The 12,465-nt window shown below is 38.3% G+C and carries 13 protein-coding genes; 4 read left to right on the top strand and 9 right to left on the bottom strand.

The window, feature by feature from the left end:
* The first annotated feature begins 373 nt into the window (after nt 1-373).
* Both SLS51_RS08270 and SLS51_RS08265 read left to right on the top strand, forming a co-directional pair.
* A complete protein-coding gene (locus tag SLS51_RS08270; RefSeq protein WP_323837247.1) occupies nt 374-523 on the top strand; it encodes a hypothetical protein in 150 nt (49 codons plus the stop codon).
* Nucleotides 524-559: 36 nt separating this feature from the next.
* The gene (locus SLS51_RS08265) at nt 560-973 is read left to right on the top strand and encodes a helix-turn-helix domain-containing protein (protein ID WP_323837245.1); all 414 of its coding nucleotides are present in this window, start codon (nt 560-562) and stop codon (nt 971-973) included.
* Here the strand turns inward: SLS51_RS08265 and SLS51_RS08260 are convergent.
* From SLS51_RS08260 to upp, 9 genes are all read right to left on the bottom strand, one after another.
* Nucleotides 932-1,120 (bottom strand): hypothetical protein, encoded by a 189-nt coding sequence (locus SLS51_RS08260; RefSeq protein WP_323837243.1) that lies wholly within the window; start codon nt 1,118-1,120, stop codon nt 932-934. The two genes, SLS51_RS08265 and SLS51_RS08260, sit on opposite strands and share 42 nt — an antisense overlap.
* A gap of 52 nt (nt 1,121-1,172) precedes the next feature.
* Complete coding sequence (locus tag SLS51_RS08255) at nt 1,173-2,129, bottom strand: pseudouridine-5'-phosphate glycosidase (protein ID WP_323837241.1); 957 nt, start codon at nt 2,127-2,129, stop codon at nt 1,173-1,175.
* An 80-nt stretch (nt 2,130-2,209) separates the two neighbouring features.
* Nucleotides 2,210-6,070, bottom strand: a complete 3,861-nt coding sequence (locus SLS51_RS08250; protein ID WP_323837239.1) for an amino acid adenylation domain-containing protein — start codon at nt 6,068-6,070, stop codon at nt 2,210-2,212.
* A 265-nt stretch (nt 6,071-6,335) separates the two neighbouring features.
* A complete protein-coding gene (locus SLS51_RS08245; RefSeq protein ID WP_323837237.1) occupies nt 6,336-7,514 on the bottom strand; it encodes a questin oxidase family protein in 1,179 nt (392 codons plus the stop codon).
* Between the two features lie 26 nt (nt 7,515-7,540).
* Nucleotides 7,541-7,978: a DMT family transporter gene (locus SLS51_RS08240; protein ID WP_323837236.1), complete on the bottom strand. Its 438-nt coding sequence runs from the start codon at nt 7,976-7,978 to the stop codon at nt 7,541-7,543.
* Nucleotides 7,972-8,454, bottom strand: a complete 483-nt coding sequence (locus SLS51_RS08235; protein WP_323837235.1) for a DMT family transporter — start codon at nt 8,452-8,454, stop codon at nt 7,972-7,974. Before SLS51_RS08235 ends, SLS51_RS08240 begins: the two co-directional genes overlap by 7 nt.
* Nucleotides 8,451-9,119: an HAD family hydrolase gene (locus SLS51_RS08230; RefSeq protein ID WP_323837233.1), complete on the bottom strand. Its 669-nt coding sequence runs from the start codon at nt 9,117-9,119 to the stop codon at nt 8,451-8,453. Before SLS51_RS08230 ends, SLS51_RS08235 begins: the two co-directional genes overlap by 4 nt.
* A 51-nt stretch (nt 9,120-9,170) precedes the next feature.
* Nucleotides 9,171-9,395, bottom strand: a complete 225-nt coding sequence (pptA, locus tag SLS51_RS08225; RefSeq protein ID WP_011146435.1) for a tautomerase PptA — start codon at nt 9,393-9,395, stop codon at nt 9,171-9,173.
* Between the two features lie 36 nt (nt 9,396-9,431).
* Nucleotides 9,432-10,088: a uracil phosphoribosyltransferase gene (upp, locus tag SLS51_RS08220; protein ID WP_289992415.1), complete on the bottom strand. Its 657-nt coding sequence runs from the start codon at nt 10,086-10,088 to the stop codon at nt 9,432-9,434.
* 515 nt (nt 10,089-10,603) lie between these two features.
* Between upp and fnr the strand changes: the two genes are divergently transcribed.
* Nucleotides 10,604-11,359: a fumarate/nitrate reduction transcriptional regulator Fnr gene (fnr, locus tag SLS51_RS08215; RefSeq protein WP_011146433.1), complete on the top strand. Its 756-nt coding sequence runs from the start codon at nt 10,604-10,606 to the stop codon at nt 11,357-11,359.
* A 135-nt stretch (nt 11,360-11,494) separates the two neighbouring features.
* Entirely contained in the window at nt 11,495-12,439 is a 945-nt protein-coding gene (gene uspE / locus SLS51_RS08210; protein ID WP_323837228.1) for a universal stress protein UspE, read from the top strand.
* Nucleotides 12,440-12,465 lie beyond the last annotated feature (26 nt).

The raw sequence follows: 12,465 nt of genomic DNA, 5'->3' as shown, positions 1-12,465 counted from the left end.
TAAATAGATATATGGACACCGACTCGATTCAAGTAGATAAATAAATTTTCTAGCAACGAAGTCGAAAACATATATTCGGCTTCAATGAGCCCGGATGAAAATCGGTACTCTCTGCCCTCATTATTTCAATTGATGCTATACCCGTTATCTTTCAAGCTGCCTCTTTGTTGGCTGCACTCGCTCACCCCATCTTAGTGAAAAATTGTTTTAATCATGGCAGAGTCATCAAGCCATCGATCCTATCTCTGATGAATATCCAGAATTAACGTTACACGACGCCTATCTCATCCAGCAAAAAGTTATTGCTTACCGGCTGGAAACAACTGGAGAGCGAATTGTCGGTAAAAAAATCGGTATCACTAGCCAAGCAGTTATGGATATATTGGACGTCGATCAACCCGATTTTGGCATTCTCACCTCAGATATGCATTACAAAAACAACGCCACTGTACCCATTGAGCAATTAATTGCACCGAAAGCTGAAGGTGAAATTGGTTTTATCCTGAAACACAATCTGTTATGACAAATTGACAGATTATTACCGGAGGAATAAAGAATAATGATCAACGAAGCAATTCAGGCAGCAAATGGCTTGGTAAGCATTGTCCCTCTCTTAGGGGGCAGCACTTCACGCAAAGATTATGATGAGGCTATGAAGCTGGTAGAATATCTGGTCGAGCACCATCCAGATAGTCCGCTGGTCGATATGCTTACAGCTAAAATTGACACATACGAAAGTAATGCGCCAGAGTTTACAGAGTTCAATGAACGTATTGCTAGCACACAAAGCGGTGTCGCAATTCTACGTACATTGATGGATCAGTACGGCCTGAATCAGACTGATTTTGAGGATGAAATAGGGAAGCGTTCCCTTGTTAGTCGTATTTTGAAAGGTGAACGTTCGTTAACGCTTGAAGCTATGCGTAAACTCTCAGTTCGTTTTGGTGTACCGGTTAGTGTTTTTATTGATTAATTGATAGCAAAACGACACAACCTGACGGGCTAGTTGCAGCAATTCGGCCTGTAGGCTCCAGGTTTCTTCCTGCGTATCTTTCAGCGCCGATCGAACCTCTTCCAGTTGCACGGTCAGATGCTCACCGGTAGTGCTGCGGCGGACCACCTCCTCGCGCAGCACCTTCTCACTGTCATTTAAAGTGAGCCTGAGGCCCTTTTCATTGGCTCTTAATGCGAGCAAAAAAGGTCGATGATTGCAAGCAAGCGGCTACCGCTAACTTTCCAGCAACTTCTGCGGTATTAACTAATACAGCCATATTGGCTTTCGCAGAAATTCCACCGGTTTCTCGATCCACCATTCTCATTAAATACTTTGTCAACGAGTTGCCAACAATATTTTTCTTCTTAGCCTCTAATACCGCTTCCTGTATAATGATATCAATCTTTTGATTATCCAGAGCATCCTCAGGCTTAGTTGGCGTCGTAATTAATATCCCTTTTCCTCCCGGCAACATCCAATTTATCTCAATAGCTTTGGCAATGACGGCAAGTTCATCAAGACGCTGTGGGCTTTTGAATCCGCTGGAACGGCAATAGAATGCAGGAAAATCATCCGACTGATAGGAGATGACTGGCACATTCCATGTCTCCAAAAACTCCAATGTTAATCCAATATCGAGGATATTTTTTGCGCCAGCACAGACTACAGCAACACGGGAACGCGTTAATTGAGTCAAGTCTGCGGATATATCCATACTCGTCTCTGCTCCTCGATGTACCCCACCAATACCCGCGGAACAGAAGAATTTAATACCCGCTATTTCTGCTGCAAGTATTGACGATGCCACGGTTGTCGCCCCCATGCCGCCACTCGCTAACACGACCGGAATATCTCGACTCGTGACCTTTGGAACGTGAGATGCTGTCGCAAATTTCTCAATTTGCTCATCTGACATCCCAATCAAAAATTCCCCCTTATCTATTCCTATCGTTGCGGGTATTGCCCCACTTTCACGAACAGCCTGCTCAACATTCTTAGCTGTTGTGACATTATCAGGGTAATCCAAACCATGAGTAATCACATTAGATTCCAAAGCAACAACAGGCTTTCCTGATTCAAGTGCTTCTTTTACCTCAAGGCTAAATTTAAATGGAACCTTATTACTGATATTCATACTATATACCTTTTAATTTTCTTAATATTATCGACTAAATACTGAACCTTGCAGATTATATTTCTATATCGCTGGTAATTTTAAAATGAGATTATTTTTTCAATCTCAGTAACACCTTCACTTTCCAACAGTTGATAGTGATCCGATATTAATTCAATTATTTTAGGCGACATTGATGAAATCACATCCGATCCTTCGATAAATGAATCATTATCTCTATTCGCCTTGAAAATAGTTATAGGTGCCTTTAGGGATCTGTGATAAAGCTCCTCAACACTGTACTTGAAATCATAAGTCAAAGTCACAATCCTAACGATGCGTTTTACTAATGATGGTTCCAAGTTTTTAAAACGACTACATATAAAGTTAATAAATGTCGTTTCACTATTTACTTGTTCTAAGCAAGTTTTAACCATCGGGCTATTGATTGAACGAGAAAATACAGAAAAAAGTATTTTAACAAAAGCCGGATTAGTAAATTCAGCACCTTTATCCATATATTTATCTTGCTCCATATGAAGATGAGGAGACCCCGGTGCCAATAAATTCAACGCGTTAACTTCTTCTCCCGCTTGTTCAAGCTGGTATGCAACTTCAAATGCTACTCGGGCACCAAATGAATATCCCCACAATGTATACGGCCCTTCTGGCTGTATTTTCTTTATCTCTTTAATATCTTCTTCTGCCATTCTCTGGATAGAAGAAAACGGTATTTCACTCTCGTTTATCCCATATGCCTGTATTCCATAAAATGCCCGGCCAGGAACAACTTTATTAGCAAGCAATCTCAAACTCATAGGATATCCGCCCAAACCCGGCCAACAGTAAATGGGGTCCTTGCTTGCCTGATTCAATAAAATTAATCTTGATATTGTTTTAGAGTCTGTCTGTTCAATCCACTTAGCCAATTCTGCTATATTAGGAGATTGAAAAAGTATCTGTAACGGAAAACGAATATTAAAGGCCGCATTGATCTTATTAACCATTGCAACGGCCATCAAAGAATTACCCCCACTTTCGAAAAAATCATCGAGGGCAGATACTGAATCCCATTTCAGTACTTCCATCCAAATTTTTCCAAGCCTTATTTCAGTATCTGTATGTAATGGCACCAATAGACGCTGTGTTGAAACATTCTCCACGGCTTTAGATTCTGATAAAGATTGATAATCCACTTTTCCATTGGCCGTCAAGGGTAATTTATCGAAAACTAATACCTTATTTGGAATCATATATTGAGGGAGTTGTTGTTGAAGATCATCTTTAATGATCTCAACTGGCCCTTTCATATGAACAACATCTTCTTTCATGCCTTCACACAGATATTGCTCCTGGCTAATACCCCCACCTATGCAGAAATAAAATGCCGCCATAGGTCTATCAAGTGCATTGAGAATAGATCGCATCCTTTTCGCCGAAGGTAAATCGTTATTGCTCTTCGAACTGTAACCAGATGACATTAATCCAATATACAATGGATTACTTTGTAACGCATGTAACCGACGACCCAGTGTTATATAATAGTGCCATTCAGGGACACAGCGTGGAATAATTGACACGCCAAAACTGGAGCGATCATAAACTTGCTGATTAATCGCGATAACATCCTTTTTTCGGACAATATCATCACTTATTCGTACAAATTCTCCGTTAGAAAAGTGATATAAACCACACGGCATCTCAGGTATTTTATTGGCATGTGTTTGTAAATAAATATCGGTCTCAAATGGCGGCAATCCATGTTCATAGCTACATATCTCAAATGCACCAAGATAATAATCCTGCATATCACCATCATACCAATCTGGACATTCATCTTGATATTCACTTTTACCAATACTCAAGCCAATTTCTGGTAATACGTCGTCAAAAAGACCCATAATATGGCCCGCTTCCATTTCCAGAACTTCTTGTATATTGTTCTTATAAACGGGCTCAATGGCTTCATGCTTGCCAATAAAATGCACTTTTATCGTTGGCATTTGCCGACGACTCAATGTTGAAATTTTTATTAACTGATGTGTCACTGGATGATAATAGTAAATCCCCGCCTCCAAACCGAGAACATTATGCAATTCAAAATACATTTGTGTCGCATAGAGAGCACCCGGTGAAGCATAAGCATATTTGGGCAATAAACGTTGATGACTGGTAAACTGACCAAAATAACGCAACGCATAACCGAAATCTTTGAGGGTTAAATGACTCAGTGGCAAAGAGCTAATTTCATTCGATTGAGTGGCTGTCAGCAATTTTTTTAATTTCTCTACCGTTATTTCTGTTCCCTCAAAATAGCGATATGTCTTGCGCCCAAATGCATATTCTCTCTGTTTTATCTCTCCTTCTTGATAAGGAAGTAAGAATGTAGGACGATTTTCACATAACTCTTCACTTCGACAACCAGAATTAGAAAGTTGGGCTTTTACCTGTAGTTTATCGGCTTTTGATTTGTGATGTGAGCTACTATTACCTTGATCCATCAATGCGGCTTCTTTCTCATCTAATTCCACACACGCGATGAGATTTTGGAAACCCGTTCTGGCATCCTTCTTAATTAACATTGCCGCCGTCTTTATCCAGCTATGTTCTTCAATCGCATGACGTATTTCATCAAGCTCAATACGGTAACCTCGTAATTTGACCTGGCTATCAACCCGACCAACAAAATAAGTATTACCATCAGCCCCTCTGGTTACCAGATCGCCCGTTCGATATAACCACTGATGTTGAGTTCCTGATACAAGGTGATTACAAATAAATTTATCTTTGGTCATTTCTGGTTTATGCAAATAACCACGTGCTAACTGAGCACCTGAAATATAAAGCTCGCCAATTTCTCCAACCGCCACAGGTAATCTATCATCATCAAGAACGTAGTATTCGGTATTATCTACAGGTGTGCCAATTGAAATAGAGGTTTGATAATTCGGCAAAGTCTCATTTGTCACCCGGAAAAATGATGAATTAATCGTACATTCTGTTGGGCCATATAAATTGATTAATTCACAGTGAGTAAAACTATTCAAAAATTGCGTGGCTAATTTGGTTGTCAGCGCTTCTCCCCCACTGAATACTTGAGTCAGTGATAAGCAATCCAAAAAATTAGGATTATCCAGTAACGCTTGTAGCAAAGTAGGAACACATTGCAAAGTCGTCACTTGATGCTGAAGAATAGTTTTAATAATTGCATCCGGATCGCGATAGCATCCTAAAGGACCCATAATCACTTGACCACCGATTGCAGGCGCTAGAATTTCCCATTGAGCCGCATCAAAACTCATTGGTGTTTTCTGTAAAATCCGGGAGTGACATCCTAACCCGAACGCTTTTGCAAGAAATCTCATTTGATTTACAATACTGTGATGTTCAATCATGACTCCCTTTGGCTTACCCGTGCTACCAGAGGTATAAATAATATAAGCTAGACTAGTGGGTTTAGGAACTTGAACTGTGCCCAGAATATCTTCTGTTGTTCGTGTTTTTATCGTCAGAGCGACATCTTCTGGTGTCATAATTAATACTGATTTTGGTACAATATCCTGTAGCTGTGCTTTTAAATGCGATTGCGTGAAAATCACATCAATACCAGAATCTTCTATCATATATTTGAGGCGTTCAACTGGATAGTCAGGCGATAACGGCAAATAGGCTTTATCCGCCGATAAAATACCCCATGCACCACAAATTAAATCGATAGAAGGATCACAAAAAAGCCCAATACCCACCGAATTTTTTGCGCTAATTTCTGACAGACAATATCCAATCTCTTTCACCCTTAAATAGAAATCAGCGTAACTGAGAGATTCTTCTTTATCAATAACAACATATCCATCTGCCTGGTGCTTAAGTTGATTCTCAAGCATATCCATCAATGTTATTGCTTCTTCTTTAAGATAAACATCCGTGATTGAGTCACATTTTGTAATATTATTTTCTAACATTTTTAATAACTTTATATAATAATAAAATGAATATCTCCGTAGTTAAAAATGACATTTTATCTACGAAATTATAAGTGTCTTTTTGCTCAATTAAAAAATTTAAATTGTGATTATTCAATGCTCTCCGCAAATAAAACGGTTATTATTCTCCACGGTAATGCTGGAGTATTTTTTTGTAGTTTCGTGATAAAATTCATCTATCAAAATGCATCTCATCATGATATGGAATTATCAATTAATTCATTGTTATTTAAATATTTCAATATTATTCAATTGGTGCTTCTTCGAAAGAAGGAGGAAGCAAAGGCGTATTTGTAAATTGACTTGCTGCTGCCCTATAAATAGTTAAACCATGTTCTTTCCACAATTTATTCATCACATAAACCAGCTTCGGGTTATGTTCTTCCTCTTCCTCTAATGCCCTGGCAATAATATGCGACCACTCCTGTTCCCAGACAGGATAAGTCATTTCATCTTGCCTGAATGAATAAGCCTGATTAAGCGCAGAAAACTTGGCAGGCTTCGATAAATTAGTTGTTGAAAACAGAATGCACAACATGCCAACCCAGTAACATTTAATAATATTTTTACTTTCCTCAGCTGGTAAACGTGAAGCGATATTTTTCATTGCAAACAACGAGCTAATCAAATGAAGAAGCAAAAAATCACCGGGTTTAGCGAGATAAATCAATGTTACGACATAAAATAATTGCGCCAAACTTTCTTCTACATTTTGCGTCTCAATCCAAACCGGCAAACGATATATCTCTGGGTGACCTTGCATTAAGATACGCGCAATACGATATTGAAGACCGGATCTTTTTAATTCAGGATGTATTAAATCGGTATCGGCCAGATTTTCATTATCAATCAACGAATTCACCCAATCGGTCAACTCTGCTTTTCTCTCCTCCCACAGTGTTGAAATTCGCAATATAGAATCAAAAGCATTCTTATCGTTTAGCGAATTATCAATAAAAGCGCACTCTGAATGACAAGGAACATACGAGAATGCCATGTAAGCAAGTCCTTCAATAATCATCCAAGGATGATCAATATCCAATGCCCAACCTAAATGAATAGTACCGTGAGTTAATGCACCAGCCCACCCAGACAAAAGCGTTGGCATATATTCTTGCAATACCTGTTCAATCCCTTTCTTTTTAATTTCTTCTTCAAAATAATCACAGTAAGAAGAATAACTTGTTCGCTTACCCAAGAAATGTTTCCAGTTCGTACTATCTACCACATGCTTTAATGTTTTAGGGGGTTCCAATCCCATACCATAAGGCGTCGATTTAGCATAATTATCATAATAGTCTTTAATTCTGCCAGCACTGATCCCTAAACCATGCAGTGCTATAACAGCATGTTTAACGTGATTAGTCAGGTGACCGTTAAATTCAATATGATATGAGCGATCATTAAGTAGTTTATTAATCATTTTTTACCCTACCGTTACTTATATTCTTATTTTAACTCAGTTGTTTTTCTAGTGAGATAAATTCCAGTTAACACAAACAGTACTCCAACAATTTTTACCAACCCGGGCGTCATACCCTGATATAGCCAATCAAGCAGTACCGCTGATAACATTTGCCCGGCAATCACAAGGACAGCGGCATTCATCGCCCCTAATTTAGGAAAAATATAGCTACTGACTGCTACAAACAAAGCGCCAAACACTCCCCCCATATAAGCCGCGGTTGGGATAGCGCTAAAATTCCATTCATTCCATTGCCAGCTCGATAAAAGTGTCAATATCACTGTTAAGAGAAAAAAACCACCTATATGATTCCAAAGCGAAGCACCAAAAGAACCCATCGAGACACTTAACTGCCCATTAATCGTCCTTGTCGCCGCAATAAATATGCCATTTAAAAAGGCAATAAAAATTAAACTCAGCATGAGTGACTTCCCCCAAACAAAATTAATATACTGCCAAATAGAACAAAGAAAATAACATATAAATCTTGTATCACTATCTTTCTTTTTCTTGTTCTTAAAAGCCCAAAATGATCCGCAACCAGACCAAAAAGTATTTGCCCAACTAACCCTAATGAAATTGTACTGGATAATGGTAGTCCACCATTAATAGCAATAGCCGCTAGCACAACGGTAAATGCACCAGGAATACCACCAAGATAAAACCATATAGGAATATTCGATTTCTTATGTTTACTTTCATCTATTTCTTTCCTAGAAAAGAGTTTAGATACAATAATAAACAATATCAAAGCAACAATCGCGCCAATACCATGAGCCACCCATGATGCAAAAAAGGGTGTTGTACTTTCTGACAGTATACTATTGGTGTAAATCATCAATGTCAGTAGACTTCCACCAATAACTGCCAGTAAGATATTTCTTATCGTATTAATCATTTAAGTCTATTTTCCTCAATAATACGAAGTACGTCATCAAAACAGTTAGCCATCCAGGTTGGCTTAGCTTCTTCCAACATATCGACATTATGTATACCATATGTCACCGCGATTGATCGCAGACCAACGGCATTTGCCATATGAATATCGTGAGTTGTATCACCTACCATAACCGCCATCTCTGGCATAGCACCGTAATATTCCAAAATTTTCCTTCCTGATTCTGGATCAGGTTTAGGTTTTGAAACGTGATCAGCACCAATTATCTCGTCAAATACAACGGCTATACCCGCAGCCTGAAGTAATGCTGTTGCACTTGCGGTAAATTTGCTGGTCGCTACAGATAATTTTACTCCCTGTTTATTTAAAGAGATTAATCCATCTTCAACACCAGGAAATAATAATTCCTTTGCTTTCGGCAGAATACATCGACGATACTGTAATTGATATTGTTCAACAGCTTTAGCGATTAACGCCTCTTCAGGCGATATATTCAAGAGCGTTGCAAATGCTTTCTCTAAAGGCAGACCAATTGTAGTACAGATGTTTTCATTTCCTACCAATGGAATGTTTAACGCCTTAAAAACAGCATTGAATGTTTCCACTATTGCTCGCGAAGTATCAAACAATGTACCATCTAAATCGAAAATGATTATTTTATTCATTAAAAAATACCTTTAAAAAATCATTAATTATAAAATAATGACTAAAATAATTTAATAACCAGGAGACTTAATCAACAAATCTTCTTTAAATTTAATTTCAGGAAAATAAACCTCTTCATTCCATTTGGCCTTTTCGATCGGCTCTAATGAAATGGAAATAACATCCTCTTTACAACCAAACGCTTTTTTTACTACCTTCGTCAATTCTAAAGATAAGATATCTTTATCTTCTTGTAAGAGATTAGCAGGAAAATGTTTTATATTAATATGTGGCATATGTCATCCTTTCAATCTAATTTTATTATATCGCATTCACGATGGTTTATACGTTCCAAAATATCGATCACCAAAATCACCTATGCCAGGATTCATAAAAGCATCTTTATTAAGCCCATTCTCTATTGAAGAGGTAATCAGTTTAATTTTCGGGTATGATGTCATGATTCTATTAAGACCAACAGGAGAAGAAAGAAAATTAACAACAATAATATTATCTTCAGGTACTTCTCTTTCTTTTAATAAATCTATAGCCTTAGCTAATGATCCTCCCGTAGCCAACATAGGTTCAAAAAGTAAAATAGTTCTCTCCGCAATATCATCAGGTAGGTTCGAATAATAATAATGAGGAAGTTTTGTCAATTTATCCCTTTGAATAAGAATTTTTCCCGTTGGGGAATCAGGGTACATTCTTCGATACTCGCCCTCTATACTTTCTCCCGCACGTATTACCGAAACACCACAAAGCTTAGTATTTAAAATCGCTCCATTATAAATATCCCCAATTGGGGTTTGAATATTATGAGAGGTATAGGGTAACAACTCAGATGCTGCCTCTAATAATAAACGAATGATACGATCGGAATAAAATACAAACTCCGATTGTTCGGCTTTACGATTACGTGCTTTTGTATGCAAAGAAGTCAAATATTGACTTTTCGGCAAAACATGCACGTTTTTATAATTCTCCATTACAACTCCAACTCATATTTATAGATAAACGTTATTCAGCCGTGCTTGGCCTCAAATAAACCCGTGACAATTAACGTGCCTATTTAGATCATCACACATCGATTAAAAGATAAACTCTCATATCCATTCTCTTAATGCAATAGGCCGAATCTACAGAATATTTTATATACTACTGCTTTATTGTTTAAATAGTTGTATTTAGCAACAAAATAAAAAATAGGTTCTTAAATTCAAGCCATATTTTCAGACTTGTCTTATTTCTCTATAAACCTTTATATGGAACCCTAATCTGACTTGTCAGAAAAATAAAAAATATATCCGTTATCTTTCAAATTGCCTCTTTGTTGGCTGCAATGACAGAACATTAACTCTACATAATGTAACAATTTCTTATAGTTAATATATACGATAATACATTTTGCCGAATAAATTGCAGAAAACTATTATAACTCTTACCAGAATCATCAAGAAATGCTAAAGTTGAAGGATATGAATATTTCAAATGAGCATGCCATATGATCCAGGAAAAACGTGTTATTCGTCGAATCCAGTCTGGTGGTTGTGCGATCCACTGCCAGGATTGTAGCATTAGCCAACTGTGTATTCCTTTTACCTTAAATGAGCACGAGCTTGACCAGCTTGATAATATCATTGAGCGTAAGAAACCTATCCAGAAAGGGCAAACGTTATTTAAAGCAGGCGATGAGTTGAAATCTCTTTATGCCATCCGTTCTGGCACCATTAAAAGCTACACCATCACCGAAGAAGGTGATGAGCAAATTACAGGTTTCCACCTCGCAGGGGATTTAGTCGGTTTTGATGCTATTCTCAATACTCAGCATCCAAGTTTTGCTCAGGCTCTGGAAACATCAATGGTCTGTGAAATTCCGTTTGAAACACTTGATGATCTGTCCGGCAAAATGCCTAATCTCCGCCAGCAAATGATGCGCTTGATGAGCGGAGAAATTAAAGGCGACCAAGAAATGATACTGTTGTTATCTAAGAAAAACGCTGAAGAACGGTTAGCCGCATTTATTTATAATCTCTCTCGTCGTTTCGCTCAGCGGGGTTTCTCACCAAAAGAATTCCGTTTAACCATGACCCGCAGTGATATCGGTAATTACCTGGGTTTAACGGTTGAAACGATTAGTCGTCTGCTTGGGCGTTTCCAGAAAAACCAAACTCTCGGGGTAAAAGGTAAATACATCACGATTGAAAATATGGATAAGTTGTCTGAGTTAGTCGGAAAAAAATCTGTTTCAATTACCTAATCTTAAAACCAGATCACCTTATTTTGTTGATCTGGTTCTCCTCTGACCTGTTCGGTTTGCTTATATTGGTTTATCTTTAGTATTGAAGCGTGAGTATTGAAGCGTGTTTTGTCTAGCCTCTGTGAGGATACTATTATGGCAAACTATCAGAACCTTTTAGTTGCAATTGACCCAAGTCAGGATGATCAACCGGCATTAAGACGTGCAGTTTATATAGTGCAACGTAACGGTGGCCGGATTAAAGCTTTCTTGCCCATTTATGATCTTTCTTATGAGATGACGACCTTACTCTCCCCAGAAGAAGGTAGTGCTATGCGTAAAGGCGTTACCAGCCAACGCACTGACTGGCTTAAACAACAAGCGTACTACTATCTGGAAGCCGGTATTGATATTGAAATAAAAGTGGTATGGCATAATCGACCTTATGAAGCGATTATCCAAGAGGTCATTACAGGTAATCATGATTTACTTCTGAAAATGACGCATAAACATGACAAGCTAGGCTCCTTGATTTTTACCCCACTTGACTGGCAGTTACTCCGCAAATGCCCATGTCCAGTATGGATGGTAAAAGATCAGATATGGCCGGACCAAGGCTCCGTTGTAGTCGCAGTCAATTTGTCTAATGAAGAGTCATATCATCATGAACTGAACCTGAAACTGGTTAAGGAAACTCAGGAACTGGCAAATCAAGTCATGAAAAACCCGGAAATTCATTTGGTCAGCGCTTATCCTGTTGCACCACTGAATATCGCTATTGAGCTACCCGATTTCGACCCAAGTGTCTATAACCATGCTCTACGTGGTCAACACCTTATTGCCATGAAAGAATTACGCCAAAAATTCTGCATTGATGAAAAATATACTCATATCCATGAAGGACTGCCGGAAAGTGTTATTCCCAAAATGTGTGATGAGATGAATGCGGGCATTATTGTTCTTGGTATCCTCGGCAGAACTGGGCTATCCGCTGCTTTTCTAGGAAATACCGCAGAACATGTAATCGACCAGCTTAAATGTGACATTCTGACAATCAAACCTGATGGTTTTGAATGCCCAATTAAAGCCGCTAAAGAGTGATAGTAATAGCATGATAATCACCCATT

Origin of the sequence: Photorhabdus africana, from assembly GCF_035181445.1 — a bacterium.
In the GTDB taxonomy this organism is placed as follows: Bacteria; Pseudomonadota; Gammaproteobacteria; order Enterobacterales; family Enterobacteriaceae; genus Photorhabdus; species Photorhabdus laumondii.
The sequence above is the reverse complement of the archived record's forward strand: the minus strand, read 5'-3'. Positions and strand labels throughout refer to the sequence as shown.

Coding starts and splice junctions, on each gene's coding strand:
- SLS51_RS08270 (WP_323837247.1), top strand. CDS start 374: ATGGATATATTGGACGTCGATCAACCCGATTTTGGCATTCTCACCTCA.
- SLS51_RS08265 (WP_323837245.1), top strand. CDS start 560: ATGATCAACGAAGCAATTCAGGCAGCAAATGGCTTGGTAAGCATTGTC.
- SLS51_RS08255 (WP_323837241.1), bottom strand. CDS start 2,129: ATGAATATCAGTAATAAGGTTCCATTTAAATTTAGCCTTGAGGTAAAA.
- SLS51_RS08250 (WP_323837239.1), bottom strand. CDS start 6,070: ATGTTAGAAAATAATATTACAAAATGTGACTCAATCACGGATGTTTAT.
- SLS51_RS08245 (WP_323837237.1), bottom strand. CDS start 7,514: ATGATTAATAAACTACTTAATGATCGCTCATATCATATTGAATTTAAC.
- SLS51_RS08240 (WP_323837236.1), bottom strand. CDS start 7,978: ATGCTGAGTTTAATTTTTATTGCCTTTTTAAATGGCATATTTATTGCG.
- SLS51_RS08235 (WP_323837235.1), bottom strand. CDS start 8,454: ATGATTAATACGATAAGAAATATCTTACTGGCAGTTATTGGTGGAAGT.
- SLS51_RS08230 (WP_323837233.1), bottom strand. CDS start 9,119: ATGAATAAAATAATCATTTTCGATTTAGATGGTACATTGTTTGATACT.
- pptA (WP_011146435.1), bottom strand. CDS start 9,395: ATGCCACATATTAATATAAAACATTTTCCTGCTAATCTCTTACAAGAA.
- upp (WP_289992415.1), bottom strand. CDS start 10,088: ATGGAGAATTATAAAAACGTGCATGTTTTGCCGAAAAGTCAATATTTG.
- fnr (WP_011146433.1), top strand. CDS start 10,604: ATGATCCAGGAAAAACGTGTTATTCGTCGAATCCAGTCTGGTGGTTGT.
- uspE (WP_323837228.1), top strand. CDS start 11,495: ATGGCAAACTATCAGAACCTTTTAGTTGCAATTGACCCAAGTCAGGAT.